Origin of the sequence: Bifidobacterium sp. ESL0704 (assembly GCF_029392075.1) — a bacterium.
Lineage (GTDB): Bacteria > Actinomycetota > Actinomycetes > Actinomycetales > Bifidobacteriaceae > Bifidobacterium.
Window position 1 is genome coordinate 2,384,982 of sequence record NZ_CP113929.1, and the last position, 24,834, is coordinate 2,409,815.

The following is a 24,834-nucleotide window of genomic DNA, read 5'->3' on the forward strand; positions in this document are numbered from 1 at the left end:
AGTATGACTCGGTAACCACCCCACAATGAAGAAATTGCACGGATTGGGTGGAAAATCATCACTCGTTTGCGGCCTCGCGTAAGATAGTATCTGATAAGAAAGGGGCTACGATGAGCGTTTTTGATCGTTTTGAGAAAAGCGTTGAGGGAGCCGTGAACGGTGTCTTCTCGAAATTCGGCTCGAAAGACCTTCAACCGGTTGACCTCTCCAGCGCTCTTGAACGCGAGATCGACGCGGAAGCGATGCCGGTCGGGCGCGATCGCACCGTTGCCCCGAACGAATACCGATTCAAGTTGAGCACACCCGATTTCGACCGCATCGAACAGTGGGGCAGCGAGACGCTTGCCAACGAGCTTGCAGACAATCTTACGCAGTACGCCAAAAGCCAGCACTACGCCTTCGTCGGCCCCGTCGTGGTCATCTTCGAGGAAGACCTTGACCTGAGCAAGGGCAACTTCAAACTCACCAGCGAATCTGTGCAAGGCAACGCCGTTCCGGTGACCACCGAGAACCAGTCGCAAGACAGCCCGATGCTCGAGATCAACGGCAACCAATACCTGCTGACCAAAGAGAAGACCATCGTCGGCCGCGGATCAGGCTGCGACATCGTCATCGACGATCCGGGAATCTCGCGCAACCACCTCGAAATCGACATCACTCCGAACGGCACCATCGCCCGCGATTTGGGTTCCACCAACGGAACCTACGTGGAAGGGCATCAAGTGCCGGCCGCGACCCTGCTCGACGGTAACACCATCACCATCGGCCACACCCGTATCCTCTATTGGGCTTCTCAGCAGGATCAGGAATAACGGCCAGACCCCAGGTACATCCCCTATGATCACAGAACTTACCTTTGCGATTCTCAAGTATGGGTTCCTCGCCCTGCTCTGGGTATTCGTATGGCTTGCCGTCCGTTCGCTGAAACGCGACGTCGAGACGCTGAGCCCGCACAAATCGTGGTCGCACCGCAAAAGTGCCCGCCGCGCGCGCAAGGCCGCCGAGTCCAACCCCATGCCGGCCAACGCCCCTGTGGCCACGTCGCACCGCGGGAACCCCGGCTTACAGATGGGCAATGCCGGCAGGTCCGGTGTCAATGCCAGGCCAACGCTTCTGACCATCATCGATGGGCCGCTCGCCGGTTCGTCCGTTCCGTTGAGCAACGGCACCATCACCCTCGGCCGTTCCAGCTCCAACACCGTGGTCCTGGACGACGAATTCGTTTCCTCCCAACATGCGCGCGTCTACGCAGACCCGGCCTCCGGTTCCTGGGCCATCGAAGACCTTGGCAGCACGAACGGCACCATCGTCAACCACCGCCGCATCACCTCGCCCGTGGTCCTGCCCGCGCGAGTGCCCGTGCGTATCGGCGCTACGACGTTCGAATTGAGGTGATTGCGAATGCCAGATACCTCGAACTTTTCAACTTCTTCGGCAGAAGGCCCTTCTATACAGCGCACTTCGATGCAGCCGCCTTCGCCAACGCAAAAGAATCATGCAGATTCCGCAATGCCGCCTTCAATCCCTGTAACCGAGAATCAGACCCACGACGCTAACGACGCAGGCGCGCCGCATACGCAACACATCGCCGTCGAACCGGCAGGGAAAACGGGAAAGATGCCCCAAGTGATTCCATCGGCCACCACTCATGCCGGCACTTCCAACAGCCAACAGCTTTTCCTCTATTCCACAACGGTTTCCGACGTCGGCACCGTACGTAGCAACAACCAGGATTCGTCATTCGCCGGCGAGCGCCTCATCGCCATCTGCGACGGCATGGGAGGGCACGCAGGCGGCGACACCGCCTCCACCATCGCCATCCGCTCCCTGGCGCACATCGAGCAGAGCGGCACCAAAAACGACGTGGCCTCCATCGCCTCGATGATGGAAACCAGCGTGATGGCGGCTCACGACGCCATTGTGGGCAAAGCCAAGCGCGAGCGCACCCTGGCAGGCATGGGCACCACGGTGACTGCCGTCGGCCTTGTTTCGGGCCATTGGGTCATCACCCATATCGGCGATTCACGCGCCTACCTGCTTCGTGACGGCAAGATCCGCCGCATGACGCAGGATCACAGCTACGTCCAGCACTTGATCGATACCGGTCGCATCAGCGAAGCCGAAGCCCGCAACCACCCACAGCGCAATGTGGTCATGCGCGTGCTGGGCGATTTCGACATCGACCCGCACCCCGATATCGCAATCCTGACCGCAAAACCCACCGATCGCTGGCTGCTGTGCTCCGACGGTCTTTCCGGCGTGTTGGAAGACGACACACTTGAGCAAATGCTTGCCACGGTTTCCGACGAAGAGGAATGCGCCCAGCAGTTGGTTGCGATGGCGCTGAAGGCCGGAAGCACCGACAACGTCACGGCGGTCATCGCCGATGCGACCCTCGCGCTCGATGCCAGTTCCTTCGACCTGCCTCACCAGACCCCGATTGTCGGCGGTGCGGCGAGTTCCAATCTCGAAGCCATCGCCGACATTATCAAAGAGCCGGTCGCTTCCTCGCCTGCTCTGCGGCTTGGCAAGCAGTCCCCGGCACAGCGGGCCGCCGCTTTGACCCGATACGCCGCCGACAAGGGCAGCGATGACGGCGATCCCGGCCAATACCCCCCTGCCATCCAACAGCTGGTTTCACCCGATGCGTCGAACGGCAACGGAACTTACGACACAGACGCGCAAAGCGACCAGCCGGCCCGGAAGAGTCGCCATCGTCACACCAAGCATTCCGACGATGCATCGCCATCCGGCAGCAAAGGCGATACCGATAAGGGCAGCGGCAATATCGTCCACGTCGCCCAGCCTTCGGCCGTGCGTGACGAGAACGACAACAAGGCCAACATGGATACCGGCGAGATTCCGGTGGTCAAGAAAAAGGACGGCCGCGTCTCCGCCGATCCCAACGATCCGGAGGTCGCCCGCGCCATCCGCCGCGAACATTTGCGTGTACGCAGGGAAGAGCGTCGAAAGCACAATCGAGGCCGTATAGCGGTTATCATCGCTTTCATTATTGCGCTGGGCGCTTTGCTCGGCGTAGGATTCGGCGCATATCGATGGAGTCAAACGAAATATTACGTGGGAACGAGCGACGGCACCGTCGCCATTTACCAAGGCGTCAACACCAATCTGTTCAGCCTGCCTCTTTCGCACAAGGTCGAATCCACTGATATCAAGCTGACAAATCTGCCTCAATCCTGGAACGATGCGCTGGATGAAGGCATCGCCGTCGACACGCTCGCCGAGGCGAGAAGCCATGTCACCATGATCAGGAAAGAGGCCAAAACCCTCCAGACTTCTAAGAAGAAGAACCCGCCCTTGCCATGGGACCCCGCAGCTCCAGTCATGGTTCACCCCAATAGCGACAAGCCAGATGACGCCGAAACCGAGGCCGCGCAACCGGCAGATGTCTCCACGACCGTAAACGATATAAACGACACGGCCTCCTCCACGCAAGGCTCAGAACATCTTTCGGGCTCCATCGCGGCAACGCCCCAAACCACCAGTGCAGAGGCGGCGAGCGCATGATCGCCACCCGCTTCCGTCAGATTGGTCTGCTGCTGTTCGCCATCGCGATCAGCGGCATCGCCTTTTTTCAGCTTTTCGCGCGCGTCTACAGCGGCTTCCCCACCAACCTCGTCACGGCTCTGGTGGCGGTGGCCATACTGTTCATTGTGCTATGGGCGCTGCTGCTGAAATTCCAGCCCTACGCAAGCCAGCAAATCCTGCCGTGCGTGCTGCTGCTGACGGCTATCGGCACGATGATGATCGCCCGCATCGATTACACCAAAAACACCACCGTGGCCTACCGCCAGTTGATCTGGGTGTGCGTCGCACTGGTGCTGACCTGCATTTTCATCATCGCGCTGCGCGATTACCGCGTATTACGTCGCTTTTCGTATGTGAGCATGATCGTCGGCTTGGTGCTTCTGCTCTCCCCGATGATCCCGGGCCTCGGCAAGGAAATCGGCGGTGCGCGCATCTGGATCGGCTTCGGCTCGCACACCCTGCAACCCGGCGAATTCGCCAAATTGTTCCTCGCTTTCTTCTTTGCGGCCTACCTGTTCAACCACCGCGACCAGCTGGCCGTCGGCGGCAAGAAAGTGGTCGGCCTGCAGCTTCCCCGCGTACGCGACATGGGCCCGTTGATTCTGGTGTGGTTCGCCTCCATCGGTGTGTTGGTGGTCCAGCATGACCTTGGCACCTCGCTGATGTTCTTCGCCATGTTCGTCTCGATGCTTTACGTCGCCACCGGCCGCGGCAGCTGGCTGATCATCGGCGGCATCGCGTTCGTGGTCGCGGCGGTGTTCTCGGTCAAGTTCTTCGCCCACGTCGGCTATCGTGTCGACGGCTGGCTGCATCCTTTCGACGCCGCGGTTTATAACCGCAAGTACGGCAGCTCCTATCAGCTGGTCACCGGTATTTTCGGGCTCGCTTCCGGCGGGCTCCTGGGCACCGGCATAGGGCAAGGGCACCCCGGACTCACCCCGCTCGGCAACTCCGATTTCATCTATTCGTCCCTCGGCGAGGAACTTGGTCTGGCCGGCCTGATGGCGATTTTGATGCTTTACTTGATTATCATCACTTCCGGCTTGCTCACGGCTATGAAAATCAAGGACGGTTTCGGCAAACTTCTGGCTTCCGGCCTCGTGTTCACCATGGCCTTCCAGGTATTCACCGTGGTCGGCGGCCTCACCCTGGTCATTCCGATGACGGGCTTGACGCTGCCGTATATGGCTGCAGGCGGTTCGTCGCTGGTGGCGAACTATATCCTTGCGGCGCTGCTGATCGTGATTTCCAACGAGGCCAATAAGCCGGAGCCCGAAGGCGAACTTTCCAACACCATGCAGTACGAGGCGATGGCGGCGCTCAACGAACGCAGCGCACAGAAAAAGAACCGCGAAGCCAAGCATTCCCGCTCACGTTCCCGTGAAAGCGAAACCGAACCCTCGACTTCGAGCTTCCCCGCCTCGCCATCCCCCTCTGTCAGGTCCACGACCTCGGCGACGGGCGATGAAAACGATTCCTCGCATTCCCCGATGCCGTCGAACCCCACGGTGCAGGAACCGCAACAGACGGCAGATGTCCAACCCAGCCCGCGCGTGGCTGCGAGCTCGACTGCGGAAACGTTGCCGCAAACGCCGGCCCCCGCAAACTCCGATCCCATCCAAGGCCCCGATGCAGCCGCTCGGCCTTCGGCGATGCCGGATTCCGGCGATGCCATGCCTGTGAATCCTCTACATTCTGCCGATTCGGAAATCCTTGATCTGAACTTTGATGACCTGCTGGGAGGCAAACGATGAACAAATACCTCCGTCAGCTTTTTACCGCCGTCATCATCCTCTTCGCGATTCTGGGACTTTCGAGCACCATGATCACGGCCATCCACGCCAACAAGCTCAACAATGACCCGCGCAACCAGCGAGGACTGTACCACGAATTCGACGCCCCTCGCGGCTCGATACTCGCTTCCGACGGTACGGTGATGGCCAAATCCGACCCGGTCAACGATCCGTTCGCCTACCAGCGCTCGTATGCCAACGGTCCGTTGTACGCGCCGGTGACTGGCTACTTCTCCATCAGCCAACGCGCTGACCGCGGTATCGAGGATTCTCGCAACAAACTGCTGACCGGCGAATCCAACCAACTGTTCTGGCAGCAGTTCAAGTCGCTGTTCACCGGTTCGGCCAACAAAGGCGCTTCCATCGAAACCTCCATCGACCCGAAGCTGCAGACCACGGCTTATGCGCAGATGGCCGGCAAAAGCGGTTCCGTGGTGGTCCTCGAGCCGAAGACCAACCGCATTCTGGCGATGGTTTCGACGCCCAGCTATGACCCGAACGTACTTGCCAGCCACGATACAACGAAAGTCAATCAGGACTATTCACGTCTCACCGGCGACCAGGCGAACCCGATGCTCAATCGCGCGATTTCCGAGCTTTACCCGCCGGGGTCCAGCTTCAAGACCGTCGTAGCCACGGCAGCGCTGGAAAGCGGCAAATACCAGTTGGATACACGCATTCCGGCCGGCGCAAGCTATACGCTGCCCAACACCAATACGAAACTCACGAACCAGGCAAGCGCTGCAAACGGTGGCGCCGACGGCCAGATCTCGTTCGAGGACGCGCTGGCCTATTCCTCCAACACCGCTTTCGCGCAGCTCGGCGTGACACTGGGCGCACAGACCATTCAGGACACGGCCAAGAAGTTCGGTTTCGGTTCCTCGATCCGTATCGACGGCTCCAATTCGACCGGGGAGCCGATGCAGGCCATCGCTTCGAAATTCCCGGACAATCCTGCCCCGGACCGCCTCGCGCTGGCTTCCATCGGACAAGGCGACACCCAGGAGACGCCCTTGCAGAACGCGATGATCGCCTCGGCCATCGCCAACGGCGGAACGCTGATGCGTCCGACGCTGGTCGACCGTGTGCGTTCCAGCGATCTGACGGTCATCTCGAACACCAACCCGAGCGTGATGAGCCAGCCGATGAGCAAGGACACGGCCAATAAACTGACCGAAATGATGAAGGCCGTCATCACCAAGGAGAACCCGAATCTTGCGATTCCCGGCGTATCGATCGCAGCCAAAACCGGCACCGCGCAAATCGGTGTGGGCAACCAGAGCAACGATGGTTGGATCATGGGCTTCGCACCCGCAGACGACCCGAAAATCGCGGTCGCCGTGGTCGTTCATAATACAGATAGGGCAGGCAGTGATGCGGCCGGACCAATCATGAAGGCGATAATGAGGGAGGCACTGGGCAAATGAAGCTCGTTGAAGGTCAACTGATTCACAACCGGTACCGCCTTGATCACCGGCTCGCGCAAGGCGGGATGGGTGAGGTCTGGAAAGGCTATGACATCCAGCTCGGACGCGTGGTCGCCATCAAAGCGCTGCGTGGAGACCTGACCGACGTGGAGGCGAAGCGGCGCAGATTGCGTATCGAAGCCCACAATTCCGCCGATCTGGCCCATCCGAATATCGCCGCATTGTTCGATTACTATGAGCACGACGGCATTGGCTTTTTGATCATGGAGTTCGTCGACAGCGAGTCGCTGGCCGACCTGTACCACGAAAAGGGCGCGATGGATCCGCTGGAATTGCTGCCGATTCTGGTGCAGGTCGCCCGTGGGCTCTACGTCGCGCACTCCCATGGCGTCATCCATCGTGATGTGAAACCCGCCAATATCATGGTCTCCAAGGACGGGCAGGTCAAGATCACCGATTTCGGCGTCTCCTATTCCACCAATCAGGCGCAAATCACGCAGGATGGCATGGTCGTCGGCACGGCGCAATACATTTCGCCCGAGCAGGCCCAGGGCAAGAAGGCCACCCCTCAGTCCGACATCTATTCGCTGGGAGTGGTGGCGTACGAAGGCTTGTGCGGGCAGCGCCCGTTCACCGGTGCCACGCCGGTGGATATCGCCGCCGCACATGTCAACGACGCCGTCCCGCCTCTGCCGGACACGGTAGACGTGCAACTGGGGCAGTTCGTGATGTCGATGCTTGCCAAAGACCCACTCGACCGACCGAAGGACGCACTGGTGGTCTCCCGCACGCTTTCGCATATCGAGCGTCGGCTTTTCGATCAGGAAGCAACGCTGAACGAGACCACTATGGTCTCCCGCGACGGGCGTATCGCGCGACGCGTGGTCAGCGCCCCATATTCTCCCGACGGTTCGGTGGCAATCAGGCCAGCCGTCACGCCGCTACACACGGTAACGACCATCGAAAACAGCAGAAGCGAGGGCCGCGTTGTCGAGAGCAGTCTTGCCGACAACGACATAGATGACTCCACTTTGGGCAGCGAAACCCGCAATGTCGTCGTCAACAGCCTTGCAAGCTCTGACGAAAACCACAAAGCCGGGCCGCAGGCCGTATCGCAAAGCGATGACGCGGAGCAGGTCGGGAGCGCCACTTCCGACAGCTCCGCCGAAAACACCTCCGCTGCGACTATGGACACTGGCGACGCAATCGACTCGACCGAGCATAATTTGTCGAATGAAACCGGCAACGGCACGCAAGCCGAGGCAAACGAATACGACACCATTGCGAATAACGAGTTTTCGCCGGCCGCCCAGGCTGCCATTCAGACGATGACCCAGACACTGCGTGCGATCACGGACTATCAGATTCCCGCCATACAGACGCTCGGCAGTCAATCCGTTGACGACAAACCGCCTCAATCGCCTCCGCGTTCTATGAGCGCAAACACCGATTCGGCAAAGACCACTGGTGCCACGCTAGATGCGAACGCGAGCGCCGTCGACAAACCGATTCCTTTACCTGTAATTCCACCCATCAATATCATGAACCCCGGCAGCGAAACCGCACAGCAAATCGCCGCCGCAGATTCGTCAAACCCCTCTTCAGAAGCTGCCGAAACCAACATTCCGGTCACTCAAGTCAACGACCAGGCAGCGAATACTGAAAACCGGAAGGAGCAGCAATGAGCACCAATATGCCAACTTCACTGGCAAATGGCCGTTATCAGCTGGGACAATTAATCGGACGCGGCGGCATGGCCGAGGTCCATATCGCCCAAGACACCCGCCTGGGACGCGTCGTCGCAGTAAAAATCATGCGCTCCGACCTCGCCAACGATGATATCTTCCTGCGCCGCTTCGCCCGAGAGGCGCACTCCGTCGCCCAGATGAACAACGTCAACATCGTCAACATCTACGATTCCGGTGAAGAGGCCATCACCACCGAAGACGGCAACACCGAACGCGTGCCGTATATCGTCATGGAATATGTCAAGGGCCAGACCCTGCGCGACATCATCAAGGCGAACGGGCCGCTGAGCCAGCGCGACGCCGAGCAGGTGATGCTGGGAGTTCTCAACGCTCTTGACTATTCGCACCGGATGGGCATCATCCACCGCGATATCAAGCCCGGCAACATCATGATCAGCGAGCAGGGCATGGTCAAGGTCATGGACTTCGGCATCGCTCGCGCGCTCGACGATTCCGTGGCCACCATGACCCAGTCGCAGGGCGTGGTCGGCACCGCGCAGTACCTCTCTCCTGAGCAGGCACGCGGCGAGGCCGTCGACATGCGTTCCGACCTCTATTCCGCCGGTTGCGTGCTCTACGAAATGCTGACCGGACGTGCGCCTTTCACGGGCGATTCGGCCGTGGCCATCGCCTATCAGCACGTCTCGGAGGTCGCCACCCCGCCCAGCGCCATCGTGCCCGGCCTGCCCAAGATGTGGGATCAGATCTGCGCCAAGGCGATGGCCAAGGACCGGCAGAACCGCTACGCGACGGCCGCCGAGTTCCGCAACGATATTCTGACCTACATGAACGGCGGCATCCCGGTCGCCGCGGCGTTCAACCCGCTCACCGACCTCGCCAACATGAAGGAACGCAAGCAGGCCGAGCAGACCGCCGCCACCGAGGCGATGAACCCCGTTGAGACCACGGCCACGCAGGCTTTCGACCCGCTTACGGGCACGTACGGCAATCCTGCCGCCGCGCAGCTGGCGCCGAACACCGGTACCGCTCTCAAGTCGCGTGCCGAGAAAGCCGCGGAAGAGAAGGCGAAAAAGAAAAAGAAGATCATCATCGGCTCGGTCATCGGTGCCGTTGTCGCCATCCTCGCCATCGTGGGAATCATCTACGGCGTCACCCACATGAAGAAGGCGGAAATGGTCACCGTCCCCACCTTCAATTCCACCACCACCCAGGCCCGGGCCGAAGAACAGCTCGACGAAGTGGGGCTGAAGATGAAGGTCGAGCAGGATACCGATTCGAGCGAGCCTAAAGGTACGTTTACCAAGCAGAATCCTGCGGGCAACGCCAAGGCTCCCAAGGGATCGACCGTCAAGGTCTGGTTCTCGACCGGCCCGCAGTCGGGTCAGGTGCCCGACGTCAAGGGCAAATCGGTGGAAAGCGCCAGGGCCATACTCAAAAAGGCCGGTTTCAAAGTGTCTCCCGCCACCCAGACCGAAGACAGCTCGGACGTGGCCCAAGGCATGGTCACGCGCACCGACCCCGCCGCCGGCTCGGCCACCGACAAGGGCACGTCGTTGATGCTATACATCTCCTCCGGCATGGCCAAAGTGCCTGACGTCACCGGCCAGCAGCAGGATCAGGCCCTGAACCAGCTCAAGGCATTCACCGTCGTCGTTCAGCAGGAGACATCGGATAATGTGAACCAAGGCCTCGTCACCCGCACCGACCCCGCCGCCGGCTCCAGCCTTGCGCAGAGGGGCAATATCACCGTCTATGTTTCCTCCGGCAAGCCGAAGGTGACGGTGCCCAACGTCGATACCAGCGGCAAATCGACGGTCGCCCAAGTGAGAAGCGCTCTCATGGCTGCAGGTTTTAAGGTCAATCCCGAGACAGGCAACGACAACCTGATGGTAATCGGCATTTCCCCGACCGCAGGCTCGCAAGCCACCAAGGGCGACACCATCACCCTGAGCACGCAGGCACCTGCCCAACAACCGAATCCCGGTACCGATGATTCGAGTAATCCCGGCGGTAGTGCCGTCAAGCCATAATATTCACCGCTTTGGCTGAAACTGGTAACTTCGCAGCGCCAATCAAACTCCAGCTTCAGATGCCAGTAACTAGCGGTAGCCGACAATCGCTGGTTCAGTCCGTAATGATCCGGTGGTGGGTTCTTGCCCGCCACCGGATCATTACGTTACGCCGCCTCATAAGAAGCAGCGCGGTTCAGCCATCCGTCTTATAGGATCGCTACCGCATGCACTCGGCGCCATAAGGCACGGATTGCCCCATGATAACAGCGCCATCAAGGCAATATCGAGATTCCTATACCGAAATCAAGAAGCCCCGAGAGAATCAGGCAATCCGACATCGCCATCATATGCGCGATTGGTCGGTGAAAGTCATCGCGCCCCGAGCATTGCCCGGGTCATTCAGGCTTCGTCTCATGGGCTTTACCGGTAGAGCGTTTCATGGTTATCGTCCTCATTCTCCGATTGATCGGTGCAGGTTGTGGCTTCGACTGGTAACCCGCGCAGATTTTTCTCGTGAAAGAAGATGCCTGCCCCAAGCTACTTGCCGTCAATCCACGTCACGATGATGCTTGCGCCATTGGCTGCGAGACGGGATGGCTCCCAACGGCGGAAGGCCACGGTTATCGAGGCCTCTGAAGAGGGGAACGCGACGAGGCACGACAGACCCATCGTAATGCAGCGGCATCGGAACGAGCACTCGGTAATTACGCCTCAGCACCCACGCCAGACCGAGCAACAGCACCACTGCAGCGACAACCGCCCCAATCAGCTCACCATCCTTCTTGCTGCCGATCTGTGGCACTTCCTGCGGAATCCTGGCACGCTCGCCGGTGATCACGAGCCGCTGGGTGTTGACGCCATAAGGCGTACAGGTCATCAATGTCACCAGATCCTTGCCGGGCACGACTTTATAGAAGCGCGTGTCTTCCGGCTCGATGACATGAATCGCCTTGACCTTATAGCCCATCGTTCGGTTCAACGTCTGTATATAGAACGCGTCCCCGATATCCAGCTGGTCGAGACGCGTGAACAGCACGGCGTTGGCAAAACCCCGGTGACCGGTGAGCACGCTGTTGCTCGATCTGCCGCCTACCGGCAGGCTCGTACCATACAGATGGCCTACGCCCGAGGCAAGCGTATCCGGTGACGTGCCGTGATAGATCGGCAGACGTATGGAAACCTTGGGGACGCGGATCGTGCCCATCACCCCGTTGCCGCCATCGAGCAATGACTGATATTCCTTGTCTTGAGCCGATCCGCTGTTGTCGTCGCTGCTGTTCGACTTGGCGAAAGGATCGCGGACCTCCCCGAGCCGGAATTGGCCGGACGCAGCGATTTTCCGGTTATACGCCTGCACCGCATGATAGCTCCGAGCCACTTGCCCTTGTGGCCATTTTGCCATTGACTGCGTTGCTTTGACCGCCATGTTGGCTTCTCGCTGGGCACTGAAGCCCCAGTTGATCGGAGCCCACAGAATCAGCGCCACGGTCAGGAGCACAAAGAAATCATGGACGATTTCAATGAAAATGCGATAGGCATAGTGTCCAAGCCTCTTCTGCGGCCGTACGACCTGCGCGAAAGGCATCGATCCCAAAAACTGCTCGGTGCCGGAAGACGCCGAACGCAACTTTGCGGAAAACGCCTTATGCTTCATCGACCCGACCCATCGCTACTCAATGCCATCGTTGCCAGTCTACACATGATAATTGATTGCACGTTATTCTCACTTGTCATTCGCGCCATGGGCCTTCGTCGAGCCGATACGTTGGGATTCGCCGCGTTCCGCCTCATACAATGTATGAGTCCGGCTCGATTGGTGTGCATACCGAGAAACCCCAAATACAGTAGCGGTCAGATTCGGAATCTCTTCTGAATCTGACCGCTACCCGTTGTCAACAACAGAAACTTCAGTCATCGAACATCGCTGGATATCGCGTTATGCTATAAGCCAGCAACGTTCAACTCTTCGATAACAGCTCAGCCGCGATTCGCGCTACGACGGCGAAGCACTGCCGTGCCGCCCGCGATGCATCCGGAGATGACGATCAAGGCAGCCAGCAGCACGATGCCCACGCCACCGGTCAGCGGCAACTGCGTGATTGAATTCGCATTCTTCACCGTGAGGATGCCATTCCAGCGATCACCAGTGTTCTGCGTGATTGAATTCTTAGCCACCAAACCCAGCGTACCCTCGGTGTTGGTGAAGTAAGCGTTATCCGTATGAGCATTGGCTTCAACCTCAGCTGTACCCTCGACGTTCTTCTTAATGGTCACGTTGAACGAGGTCTTGATGTAACCGCTTGCGGCAGCTGTCTGATCAAACGCATAGGTTCCAGCGGGCAGGCCATCGACTTTCAGCTCTCCGTCATTCAACGCTTCCGCGGTCCCCTTGGTCGCCAATTCGTCCTTAGTTCCCGTATTGTAGGTGTAGAAGCCGTCACTGCCGCCAAACTTCAATGCGTCACCGGTCTTCTTGCCGCTTTCGTCGGTCTTGTACACCGAGAACTTGCCTCCGGTCAATCCCGTGCTATCATCGGATGCCTTGACGTTCTTCAACGTCACGGAGTACATGGCGAGGTCAGTCTCCTCAGCGTTGACCGTGCCCGTAGACGTGCTGCTTGAAGAATCATTCGAATACTCGAGAGACGCCTTGTTGCTCTGCTTCTGCCAGGTCGCGTCAGTCACCTTGGCAAGCGTCGCCGTATAGGTGATGGTGATGGGAGCTCCGACCGTATAGTCCTTTAACGTCTTGTACGGGAAAACAATCGTCATCGGAGTCGTCGTCGTAGAAGCGGTTATGGTCTGTTCAGAGGTCTTATCGGCTCTGCCGACCGCAACGTTGATAGAGCTTGCGTCATAGGCCAGACCAGCGCTCGGCGTATCGGTGATCTTGAAATTATAGGAATCGAAGCCGGTGGTATTCGGCACTTCGGTGGTCAGCGTGAACTCGATCTGATCGCCGATCTTGGCCTTGTCCAGATTTTCCTGACGATCAGAGCCGGTCAGAGATGTACCGTTGAACTTCGACGCAACCTTCGTGAGCGTCGGCGTCTGGTCCTTCATGTCGACCTTGCCCAAGTCGGTCGAACCCAGCTTAGCGTAAGTATCAATAGTAGTACCGACCAGCATCGGGATTGACGCGGTTTCATGTGCAGCACTAGAGGTCATCGTGTCTCGAATGACGTAAATGCCGACAGGCAGATCAGAGAATGTGGCGGCCTTGGCAGTTACCGCCGGACTCACAGCGTCGGAGAAATCAAGCGCAGCAGTCGAGCTGTCGCCCTTCACCAACGCAGTGACGAACGTACGAATCGTACCAGCATGAGGGGCAGGCGATTCACTGGCAAAAAGGTTTTTCGCAACCCAGCTCATCGGATTGTCGGCCGCACCGTCCGTAGTCGGTGCGACACCGTCATTCGCAACCTTCGCCGCGGCTTTGATCTGGTCCTTCAAAGCGGAAGGGGTGCCGACGGAGACTCCGCTTAACGTATTCGTGGCATTGCTCGACGCGTGCGTATAAGTACCAATCCGCACGGCCTCGAGCGTATGCCCGGCCGGCACATTGTTCACAATAATCTTGCCGTTATCCGCGTTGACAGGGACATCCGTTTCCGCTGCATTCGCGCTGCCGATTCCTACAACACCCGCAGCAAGTAACGTCGCAGCCGAAAGAAGTATGGCCGCTGCGTTGCGTACCCTATTTCTCATCATCATTGAATCCTTTTCTGATTATTAATAACCAAACTTAATATACGAGTATAACAAAAGGCTCGTATCATGAGCTTCTCGGCAACTTTTGCCATTCCAATTCATGCACATCTCAAGTTTTTGTCGAACGCCATGACGCTTTCCACAGGACAGCACAGTGTCACCGTGTTCCAAATCGTTGCGTTTCGGATAGACGCGCTCAGCGCTCACCGGCATCAAAGTTACATGCGTGTAGTTTTCCACAAATGTGGAAAAACATGTGGACAACTTGGGCATAACCAGTGAATTACTGGAGGAAAAGTCACCGACTTATTCACATGCCTATTCCAAAATCCCGAAATTCCAACGTTTTTTAATTGTGTATATTGTGGATAACCGATCATGCACAACGGCACTCTTGTTATGCAACCCTATGTGTACAACTCTCAATTTATCCACACTTATCCACAATCTTTTGCACCTTGCTGTGGATAAGTCGGCCCAACCATAGGGCCATGGACCTGCGGAACCGCCTCGCCGTCATACCGGATCGATGCCAACTGTGCACATAACAAAAGCCCGATGACGCAACCAACGTCATCGGGCTGTATACCGCGAGCGCCTAGCCCGCGTCATTCAACGGCTTAACGCCACCACATCGTCATGATGAAACCAACCATCACAATGACGAAGGCAATCAGCAGATTCCATGCGCCGATACCAGGAATCGGGTATTTGCTGGTGAGGTAATACACCACAGCCCACGCGAGTCCGAGAATCATCAGGAAGCAGAACAGCGGCACGAACCAGCCCGGGTTCGCTTTGGTTCCCTTGATGGTCTCCTCGACGCGCTTGCTGTTTTCTGCCTGCCGCTGGGCAACGCGGCGCATCTGCGGGGTCATCGTCTTCTTGTCGGCACTCGTGGCGCTCAGCAGCTCCTCGATCTTGTCCATCGGGAGGTCGAGGTCGTCGTCATCGGAATCGCCCGATTCGTCGGCTCCATCCTCTCCAGAGGCAGTGTCGGCACCTTCTTGGTCCTTTGCAGCGTCGTCTCTTTCGGCAGCAGCATCCGTATCTTTCGCAGTGTCGTCATCAGCCTGCGTTCCAGGCTCGTCCCATGCCTTTTGCGCCTCATTATCCTGCGTAGCGGCGGCATCGGCGCCCTTGTCCAGCTCTTCGTCAGCCATAAGCGTAGTCTCCATTCAATAGCCTAAACGACATATTAGTGTACACTCGAAACAAGAGAACGAGTGTGGGGCAAAGCGTTGCGCACACAGCACTCTTGACACATAATGATACTAATTGCGATAAAGGATAATTAAGGATTACAAGATCACGATGAGGGAAACCGAAGGCAAGCACAAAGCGAAACGTTCGCGGCTTGGCGGGGTGGCCGTATTCCTTGTGGTCGCGCTTTCCGGATTCCTGTTGATGACCAACCTCCGTGTCAACAAAACCAGCGTGGTCAGCTCCGATACCGCACAATTGGTGGAGCAGCGCGTCTCCCAGGTCAACAAATTACAAAGCCAAGTGAAATCGCTGGGTTCGCAAATCAACACTCTCAACAAATACGCGGGCAAAGACAGCGCGAAAAGCAACAATTCCAGCGAAGACCCCGGGGCAGGGACCATGCTTTCGGCGGTCACCGGGCCGGGCATATCCGTCACACTCAACGATTCTCCGCTTTGGCAGCATATGGTTTCGGACTCAGGCACCGGAACGGCCACGAACATCAACGATTATGTCATCCACCAGCAGGACATCGAATCCGTGGTCAATGCCCTCTGGCGGGGCGGCGCCGAAGCGATGATGATCCAAGATCAGCGCGTCCTTTACAATTCAGCGATTATCTGCAAAGGCAATATCTTGATGCTTCAGGGCAAGCAGTATTCGCCTCCTTATACCATTTCCGCCATCGGCCCCAGCGACACCATGCGCGACGCGCTGGACGATTCGAAGGCAATCCAGACCTATCAGGAATATGTCAGCGCGTTCGGGCTGGGTTGGAAAGTCGAAGACAAAGACAACCTGCATTTCCCAGAGGCACCGGTGCTGCAGACACTCAAATATGCCACCGTGATGAAAACCGATAATAAGGACGGTGACGCCAAAACAACCGGGGCAGCGACAAATAAAGGCAACGAATAAGGACTGATAGCAGAAAAGGGCTATACAAACAGATACAATTGACGCGTACTGGCTGATAGAGCGATAGGCGATTTTACGCCCTCAACTATTGCACGGCAATAACAGATCGATATGGAACGAGAGATGGATTTCATGGCTGATAACGACAAGTACGACTACGGCCGGCGTAAAGACGCCATCGAACCGACCGACTTGGATGAAGCCTTCGAAGATTTCGGCGTTCCCGACCCGCCTTCGGTTTCGGCTTCGAACGACGGGCAGGCACCGTTGATGCAGTCTGCGATGGATCAGGCCGCCAATGGCCAGGCTTTCGACAACCAGGCCTATCCTGGCCAATCAGGAATCAACGGGTCCGGCATGGACCGATTCGGCGCCGACTCAGCTGTTGCGAACGAGCAGACGCAGGTGTTCCAGCCCCTTCAGCTGCAGCAGACAGGACAGAGCGGCATGCAAAACGGATTCGCCGGGCAAAACGCTGCCGGCGTGCAAAGCGGGTTTGCAGCGCAGAACGGCAATTCCGGCAACACAGGGTTCGTCCAGCAAACCAGCAATGCGGCCAACGGCCACAGAGGTAGCGCCGGCAAGTACGACAACAGCCAGCCACGCTCGAAATCAAGGCGTTTGTGGACGGCACTCGGGATTTTCGCCGAACTGCTGTTCACCGTTGCCGCGATTTGCGCGCTGTACGTCGTCTGGCAGATGTGGTGGACCGGCGTGCAGTCCGAACACACACAATATAACCAGCGTCAATCCGTTTCATGGAGCGATCCGAGCAAGGCCTTAAGCTCTTCCAAGGGCGTCAAGATCGCAAAGGCTCAGGACGGCACTCCCCCGATCCAGCCTCAAAGCGCCAATCATGGCGATTTGGTGGCACAGATCTACATCCCACGTTTCGGCGACCAGTGGCAACGCAACATCGTGCAGGGCACTGATATGACCGCACTCAATCAGCACGGCATGGGACATTACACGGATTCCCAAATGCCCGGCCAAATCGGCAATTTCGCTGCCGCGGGGCATCGCAATGGATATGGCCAGCCTTTAGGAGACGTGGACAAGATGCAGGTCGGCGATCCAATCGTGCTGCGGACCAAGGATTACTGGTACGTTTATACCTACACGAGTTTCAAAATCGTGACGCCGGACCATGTTGAAGTGGTTGCTCCGAACCCGGAAAATCCGACGGAGGCGCCGACGGAACGCATGATCACGCTCACGACCTGTGAACCGAAATACTCCACGCCGACGCATCGTTGGATCACTTACGGAAAGCTCAAATATTGGGCGAAGGTCTCCGACGGCGTCCCGCAGGAACTCACCCATCTGGGGCAGAACGGCAAAGTCCAGTTCATCAATAATCAGAAGGAATCGCCTTTCGCCAAGCTTCCTTCGCTGATTCCTGTCATCCTCGCACTGCTCGTTATGTATCTGGTGCTGTTCATCGCCGCCGCCATCGCTTGGCGTTGGCCGCTTCGTCGCGCCATCAAGGCAGGCGATGTAAGGAAGCCGGACCCGAGCATTTACGGCGGATTGACCAGGCTGCAGCCGGGAATCAAGGGGATACGTATACTCCTGGTACTGCTGCTGCTTCTGGCCGCGGCGTTCGCCATCTTGCAGTGGGCCTGCCCGTGGGCGGCCAGCAACATCCCGATCCTGCATCAGATGTCGAACTATGTCGCTGTGACCAGTTGACGGATTGCGTCGGTGACAGCCAGATAAGAGAAGTAATACAAAATAGCTTGATTGGTACAACTCTGTTGCAGCTGCACTGCGTTGGACACCACTGTACGAATTGGAGATACATTTCGCCGTGGCTCCTGCTACGTGGCGTCGTCGCCCAGTCATATCTGCCGCGGCGACGCTACGACTCGCTGCCTCTCCCCATTTCGGCGCGTTCTTCCCGTGCCTCGTCCTACCGTGTCTTGTCCTCCGCCTGTTTGTCTTGTCCCGCATGTCCCGTCCATCTCTCCCCTCCCGTCCACTTGCCCCGTCTCTCGTACTGCACCTGACGACTACTGGGCATCTTTTACATGTAGACCAAGCGGCAAGCACATAAAAGCGACCAACGATGCCCATATGATGACGAAAGCGATACGACGCATATGCATACTACAAAGGGCGAAGCCTGATTCAATCCCTTGCCGGCCCTCGCGCTACAAGCCACTTACGATGCAGCTTCAACGTCTTCCCTCGCTTTTGCATTTCATGACCTATTGATTGCGGCCCTTAGCGCGATTTTCTGCCCTAAAATCAATAGAGACGGCTCAAATTCCCATTAACTCGCTGCAATGTTAAAGTGATTTCATGACTCAAGAGAATACACAGCAGCATAACGCTGAGAATAACGCCCAGAACAATCTGCGCGATGTCATTATCGTCGGCTCAGGCCCTGCAGGATACACAGCGGCCATTTATCTCGGTCGTGCGGGTTACAAACCGCTGGTCATCGCGGGCGCACTCACTCCCGGCGGGCAACTCGTCAACACCACCGAAGTCGAAAACTATCCTGGCTTCCCCGACGGCGTAATGGGTCCGGATCTTATGGACAGCATGCAGAAGCAGGCCGAAAAGTTCGGAGCTGAAATAGTCTTCGACGACGTGGTGTCGGTCGACTTCGGCGACGGCTCGGATCAAGGCGCAATGAAAAGCGTGACGTGCGATCAGGGCGACGTTTACCAGGCTCCAGCCATCGTGGTGACAACCGGCTCCAACGTGCGCAAGCTGGGCGTTCCGGGCGAGCAGGAATACTCCGGAAAGGGCGTCTCCTACTGCGCCACCTGCGACGGCTTCTTCTTCCGTGGCAAGCCGATTGTGGTGGTCGGCGGCGGCGACAGCGCCTTCACCGACGCGGAGTTTTTGACCCGCTTCGGTTCGTCTGTGACGCTGATTCATCGTCGTGACGAATTCCGGGCCGCAAAAATCATGGTCAATCGTGCCAAGGCAAACGACAAGATGTCGTTCATGGTCAATTCGGTCATCGACGAGATCAACGGCGAAAACGGAAGCGCCAAGTCCGTCACCGTGCGCAATGTCAAAACCGGCGAAACCACAGAGGTTCCAGCCGAAGGCGTTTTCGTAGCCATCGGCAACACCCCGGCCACCGAATTCATGCAGGGTGCCCTGAAACTTGACGACAAGGGCTATATCGAGGTCGACGGGGCTTCTACTCGCACTTCCCTGCCCGGTGTCTTCGCCGCCGGAGACGTGGTCGATAGCGTCTATCGTCAGGCCGTTTCAGCAGCAGGCATGGGCTGCCGTGCCGCCTTGGATGCCCAGGACTATCTGGATAGTCTCAAGTAATTGCACGGTTGCATGGCGCCATATGTAATACATATGGCGCCATTTTTGTGTTAACGAACATTTCGTCGTGTTTTAGAATTGTAATTTGCCTCTTACTGTATGGTTGCCACTCACTGCCTCGATGGATGCCACTTCCAGTATGGCGGTTTCCGGGCGTTCAGAGGGTCTATCCTCGGCTTTGCACCTGTTTCGCCATACTCATCGAAGGCAGACTCGCCACTGATCCTGCACCGCTAAAAGATTAAGACACACAACGCCTATTCCCACAACATCAAGCCCCGATTGTAAACACCGCATTCTGGCCTATAACCCGCCATTTTGTGTAGCTACTAACTACGCTTTCCGATAAGAGATACAACATATTGTCAGTACACTCGGTTTAGCATTATTGCCTTGCATAAACCCATAGCCGTATCGAATCATCGTTGATTGAATCGGTACGGCTTTTCTTACCTGAATCCGGCTTCAGCCATTGAACTTCGGGCGCAAATTGGCCTTTTCGTAACATCCCTTAAGCACTATATGTGTATACACAATGCCGCTCAATAGGTTTATATAGGGTTTCCTAAACCGATTTACACCCAACCGTTTTGCTGATTATCATTGCGCTGCGGAACCAGCAACTTGACAATACGATCCATATCCTCGGGAGAAGAGAACACAATTTCGATACGGCCGTGTTCCTTATTGCCCTTGATGGCGACTTTCGTATCGAAACGGTTCTCCAACTTATGCTGAATCGGCGACTGAGCCCACAGATTATTCTGCTTCGCCTTTTGCTTCCTGGAGCTGCCTTTACCGTTCGTTTTCATCGCGACGATTTCTTCGGTGCTTCGCACAGAAAGCCCCTCGGCGATGATACGGTTGGCCAGCTTCTCCATGTCTTCCTCGCTGGGAAGACCGAGCAACGCCCTTGCATGTCCTGCTGAAAGAACACCAGCCGCAACTTTCTTCTGAACTGAAGGCGGAAGATTGAGCAGTCGCAGCGTATTGGCAATCTGGGAACGGGACTTGGAGACAGATTTGGAAAGCTGTTCCTGCGTAAGCCCAAATTCTTCCATCATCTGCTGATAAGCCGCCGACTCCTCCAACGGATTCAATGCCACTCGGTGCAAATTCTCAAGCAGAGCATCGCGAAGCATCTGATTATCAGAAGTCGTTTTCACAATAGCAGGAATCGATTTCAATCCCGCCAAATGAGCCGCACGCCAACGCCTCTCGCCCATGATTAGCTCATATTCGCTATCCATGTTCTTCTGCACATGTCTGCTGATTACACCATGGCTAGCGTCAGCCGAATCAGCGATTTTCTGATTTGCCGGACGCTTACGCACCACTACGGGCTGCAACACCCCGACTTCTTTCAACGATGCTGCAAGTTCTTTCAACTCGTCTTCGTCAAAAATCGTTCGCGGCTGATTTGCATTTGGACCTATGGCATCAAGGTCGAGTTCCACCAAATATCCACCAGCTACCGGCTTCAACTCACCGGAAACAGACTCACCTGACGTTTCGCTCCCTACGATTTCTTTGATCAGCGCGTTGTTTCCGTCATTAACGCTCTTTAGTTCTTTGGAATGCTTGAATCTGCCAGTCCCAGCTTTACCTGCGTCCTCGTTTTTTTCATCATCAACAATGGAGCCAAAGAACAAATCGCTGGGATGGGCCATCCCCTCTTTCAACGAAGGCATAGAAGCGCGTCTCCTTGACGAGCGCAGCGATGTTTCACGTGAAACATTGTTTTTCTTGGACTCATCCTTCTTCGGTTTTTTGGTTGCAACCGCAGACGCTTCTGATACAGATCCTTTAGTTTTCACTGTTTCAGGAGGCACAGCTTGGGATGTTTCACGTGAAACATTGTTTTCCCGCTCATCCTTTGATGTCTTTGAAGTGGGACTTTTCGCTTGTTTGCTTGCCTTTGCGTACGTTTGAGCAGATGTTTCACGTGAAACATTACGCGAAGAACCGACTTTAGCGGATTTCTGGGAGGATTCTGATTCCGGATCAATAACCGAATCTGTTTTCCCTTGATCGCCGGGCAGAGCTGGAAATAGTGCGCCAAGGCCTTTTCCTAAACGTGACTTCGCTGCCATATCAGTTTCTCCTCTGCTTTCTATCTTCCAACGCTTTCAATACTTGTGGCGACCTTCTGGCTATTTCCAATGCAGCCTCGCGATAGGACACCGCCCCGGTTCCCCTTGGATCATATTCGATGACTGTTTTACCAAAACTCGGCGCTTCGGATATCTTTACCGACCTGGGAATAGTGGTTCGCAAAACGATGTCTGGGTAATGATCTTTAACCTGGTCATACACCTCTTTGCTCAGCAACGTACGCTTATCGAACATGGTGACCAACATCGTCGACACCAGCAGCGAAGGATTGTAATGTTCCTGAACGAGACCAATCGTCTGAATGAGTTGCCCCAAACCTTCGAGCGCATAATACTCGGCCTGTATCGGAATCAGCACTTCATTGACTGCACACATAGCATTGATCACCAAAAGTCCGAGACTTGGAGGGCAGTCAATAATGACATAATCATATTTCTTTGTGGAAGAAGATAGGAATTTTTTCAATGCTTTTTTCAGCAAATCATTTCTATCAGTTAAATCCGCGACTTCTAGTTCAGCGCCACTCAAGTCAATGGACGAGCGAACTACATCCAATGTTTCAAAAGTGCCTGAAGTCTGTTTCACTTCATCAATGGTCAGCCTGCCTTCAAGCACGTCGTAGATAGACGGCTCCCCTGTGTTGTGTTTAACCCCAAGTGCTGTAGAAGCGTTGCCCTGCGGATCCATGTCGATAACCAAAACCTGCTGCTTCTGAAAAGCCAACGCAGCCGTAAGGTTAACAGTAGTCGTCGTTTTCCCTACGCCACCCTTTTGGTTGGCTACCGCAATAAGCCGAGTCGACTTTGGTTTCGGAAAACGAACCTTATTCAAGGCTTCATACCTTGATCGAATCTCGGCCATCTCAGAGCCGAGAGAATCACCTTTACTGCCGAAGATACGTCTGATTGTTTCCGAGGCAGATTCCATATCCATCAACTCCCTACGACTATCCGCCGCACATAACAGACTGTGGGATCAGCACAGTAATTACTTGTTCTAATTCTTCTAGTTTCGTCATTCGTATGGACAGATTCTGCATCTACACACTTATCCACACCGATGTGGATAAGTGTGCGTAACTTTTGTGCACAAATTCTTGTGTTCGAAAATTTGTTCGCTTAATCGTTGAAATTTCAATAATTACAGAACCTCCTTGAAATGCATTTAAAAATGTGGATAACTTTTTGAATTGTTGAAAATGTGGATAACTCCGTTCATAAGGGATTGTTTCACGTGAAACATTGCCGGTCTGAATACCCGTGTCGCACAATTAAAATTCCGGACATCCTGAGTCAATCAATTGAACTTATTGTTATTCAATTCAACCAATTTCAAAAACAACTACCACATAAGGATTCATCTAAAGTTTTTTAGATTACTTATAAAGCCGAACAAGTATGTTGACTGTTGCTGGTTCAAAAATGACTCATGTTAAAGGTGCAAATCGAACCGCAACACCTTAACCACAATTAATTCAGAACAGTAATCAATATCCGGCTTTTGAAAATTATTTTTCAGACGTGTTCTAGAAATTGTTTCACGTGAAACATTGCTGATGCAGATGGGAAGAGTACATGTTAACAAGAAAATGCCCATCAACAGTAAGGCAATATACGACAAAGATGATCCATGCTGCTTATAGCAGCAAATCATTCTTGAGCAGCAACTGATTGTTTTAGGAAGCCATGCATCGAATACAGGGCACTCTTTATTACGATACCAATATCAATCCGAGTGATCGGCTTAACTGCGGTGGAAAAATGAAGACTTGATTGACGAAGAATCCGTTACAGAGCTTTATCGTTAATGTCGAAAAAAATATATGCCGTTTTACCTGATCAACAAACAGAAGATTGCGGTATTCCACAACACATAGAAATAGCCATCCTAGAGCAGATCGCTACCCGAGAATCATTCGATCAAACAGCAAATCATAATGTTCAACTCCGAGACTGCCGATACCATACATACCAATAAGAGCACACATCGTGAGTAACGACAAGCAATAATTGATAGTGTTTAGACATTTATGAAAAGAACCAAATGTACTTTTAGCGGAACAATAATCTCATAAAACACTAAGGCTTCATGAATACTCATTACAAAAAATCTGGTTACCTATACACGTTCACAAAAAGATAGGGGAATGTTTCACGTGAAACATTCCCCTATCGAGCAGAATCCAAAGTCTATTTTTTGTCGATGATGACTACATGGGTTGGTTCAAAACCTTCTGCAATTGGAGCTTCAAGAACCTGTGGATTACGTCCTCCACTTTTCTGTATCTCTTTTGCTGCCTTACGGACCTCTGCAGGTGCTGAACGCCCCTTTAGTGCTATTAACTGGCCGCTATGCTTGACGAGAGGCAACGTCCACCCGCTGAGTTTGGTCATCGGCGCAACGGCACGGCTCGTCACAACAGAGAAAGGATGCAACGCCTTATCATGCTTGAGCGTATGAATATATTCCTCTGCCCTTGCACGAACGACCCGAACGTTTCCGAGTTCAAGTTGATCGACACATTCATTGAGCCATTCTACTCGACGCTCCATGGGCTCGATAAGCGTAACTTCGTGATCTGGCAAACATGCTGCTACAACGATACCGGGGAATCCACCACCACTACCGATATCAGCAACCGTCTTAAACCGCTGCCCATCAGTTGAGGATTCAATAAAAGGTACTATCGCAGCTGAATTGAGAATATGCCGTTCCCATATAATATCGACATCACGCGGACCGATGATACCCCGTTCCTCGCCCTCTTGCGTAAGCTTATGCTTGAACGCTTCCATCTTCGGAAGTACGTCACCGAACAAATCCTTTAACAACGCGGACTTTTCTAGTTCTTCGTCCGTATGTATCGTAAAGTCCATCTCAACCCTTATCTATCAAGAACAAATAACCAATCTACCAGAGACTTTGCACATATTAAAGAAAACCGGGAACGATAGCAGTCAGAAATAACAGTACCTTATTCAAGAAAGACAGCCGAACCAACTGAATAATAAATATAAAGAAGAACTACACAAAGAAGATTAGTAATATTCCGGCCAACGACATGATGTAATACATCAAATCGGAATAGACACAT

At 55.0% G+C, this 24,834-nt stretch carries 14 protein-coding genes and 2 pseudogenes; 10 read left to right on the forward strand and 6 right to left on the reverse strand.

The window, feature by feature from the left end:
* The first annotated feature begins 110 nt into the window (after positions 1-110).
* From OZX64_RS08745 to pknB, 7 genes and pseudogenes are all read left to right on the forward strand, one after another.
* A complete protein-coding gene (locus OZX64_RS08745; protein ID WP_277145993.1) occupies positions 111-812 on the forward strand; it encodes a DUF3662 and FHA domain-containing protein in 702 nt (233 codons plus the stop codon).
* 25 nt (positions 813-837) lie between these two features.
* Complete coding sequence (locus OZX64_RS08750) at positions 838-1,395, forward strand: FHA domain-containing protein (RefSeq protein WP_277156562.1); 558 nt, start codon at positions 838-840, stop codon at positions 1,393-1,395.
* Positions 1,396-1,617: 222 nt separating this feature from the next.
* A pseudogene (locus tag OZX64_RS08755) lies at positions 1,618-2,568 on the forward strand (Stp1/IreP family PP2C-type Ser/Thr phosphatase); the annotation flags it as partial.
* Positions 2,569-3,524: 956 nt separating this feature from the next.
* On the forward strand, positions 3,525-5,303 hold the full coding sequence (locus tag OZX64_RS08760) for an FtsW/RodA/SpoVE family cell cycle protein (RefSeq protein ID WP_277172837.1): 1,779 nt from the start codon (positions 3,525-3,527) through the stop codon (positions 5,301-5,303).
* Positions 5,300-6,769: a penicillin-binding protein 2 gene (locus OZX64_RS08765; RefSeq protein WP_277172839.1), complete on the forward strand. Its 1,470-nt coding sequence runs from the start codon at positions 5,300-5,302 to the stop codon at positions 6,767-6,769. Before OZX64_RS08760 ends, OZX64_RS08765 begins: the two co-directional genes overlap by 4 nt.
* Positions 6,766-7,665, forward strand: a pseudogene (locus tag OZX64_RS08770) (serine/threonine-protein kinase); the annotation flags it as partial. The gene OZX64_RS08765 and the pseudogene OZX64_RS08770, both read left to right, overlap by 4 nt.
* Positions 7,666-8,450: 785 nt before the next feature.
* A complete protein-coding gene (gene pknB, locus OZX64_RS08775; RefSeq protein ID WP_277172841.1) occupies positions 8,451-10,508 on the forward strand; it encodes a Stk1 family PASTA domain-containing Ser/Thr kinase in 2,058 nt (685 codons plus the stop codon).
* Between the two features lie 529 nt (positions 10,509-11,037).
* Here pknB and OZX64_RS08780 read toward each other — a convergent pair.
* The 3 genes from OZX64_RS08780 to crgA all read right to left on the reverse strand — a co-directional run bounded on the left by OZX64_RS08780 (position 11,038) and on the right by crgA (position 15,364).
* A complete protein-coding gene (locus OZX64_RS08780; RefSeq protein ID WP_277172843.1) occupies positions 11,038-12,144 on the reverse strand; it encodes a class C sortase in 1,107 nt (368 codons plus the stop codon).
* Between the two features lie 323 nt (positions 12,145-12,467).
* Positions 12,468-14,201, reverse strand: coding sequence for an isopeptide-forming domain-containing fimbrial protein (locus tag OZX64_RS08785; RefSeq protein WP_277172845.1), 1,734 nt, complete (start codon positions 14,199-14,201; stop codon positions 12,468-12,470).
* A gap of 620 nt (positions 14,202-14,821) precedes the next feature.
* Entirely contained in the window at positions 14,822-15,364 is a 543-nt protein-coding gene (crgA, locus tag OZX64_RS08790) for a cell division protein CrgA (protein ID WP_277172847.1), read from the reverse strand.
* 151 nt (positions 15,365-15,515) lie between these two features.
* Between crgA and OZX64_RS08795 the strand changes: the two genes are divergently transcribed.
* The 3 genes from OZX64_RS08795 (at position 15,516) to trxB (ending at position 19,625) form a co-directional block, all read left to right on the forward strand.
* The gene (locus tag OZX64_RS08795) at positions 15,516-16,325 is read left to right on the forward strand and encodes a DUF881 domain-containing protein (protein ID WP_277172849.1); all 810 of its coding nucleotides are present in this window, start codon (positions 15,516-15,518) and stop codon (positions 16,323-16,325) included.
* Positions 16,326-16,946: 621 nt separating this feature from the next.
* On the forward strand, positions 16,947-18,017 hold the full coding sequence (locus OZX64_RS08800) for a class E sortase (protein WP_277175038.1): 1,071 nt from the start codon (positions 16,947-16,949) through the stop codon (positions 18,015-18,017).
* Between the two features lie 612 nt (positions 18,018-18,629).
* Positions 18,630-19,625, forward strand: coding sequence for a thioredoxin-disulfide reductase (gene trxB, locus OZX64_RS08805; RefSeq protein ID WP_277172851.1), 996 nt, complete (start codon positions 18,630-18,632; stop codon positions 19,623-19,625).
* A 575-nt stretch (positions 19,626-20,200) separates the two neighbouring features.
* Here trxB and OZX64_RS08810 read toward each other — a convergent pair.
* The 3 genes from OZX64_RS08810 to rsmG form a co-directional block, all read right to left on the reverse strand.
* A complete protein-coding gene (locus tag OZX64_RS08810) occupies positions 20,201-21,718 on the reverse strand; it encodes a ParB/RepB/Spo0J family partition protein (RefSeq protein ID WP_277172853.1) in 1,518 nt (505 codons plus the stop codon).
* Between the two features lies 1 nt (position 21,719).
* Positions 21,720-22,667, reverse strand: a complete 948-nt coding sequence (locus OZX64_RS08815; protein WP_277157484.1) for a ParA family protein — start codon at positions 22,665-22,667, stop codon at positions 21,720-21,722.
* Positions 22,668-23,929: 1,262 nt separating this feature from the next.
* The gene (gene rsmG / locus OZX64_RS08820; RefSeq protein ID WP_277172854.1) at positions 23,930-24,616 is read right to left on the reverse strand and encodes a 16S rRNA (guanine(527)-N(7))-methyltransferase RsmG; all 687 of its coding nucleotides are present in this window, start codon (positions 24,614-24,616) and stop codon (positions 23,930-23,932) included.
* Between the last annotated feature and the right edge of the window lie 218 nt (positions 24,617-24,834).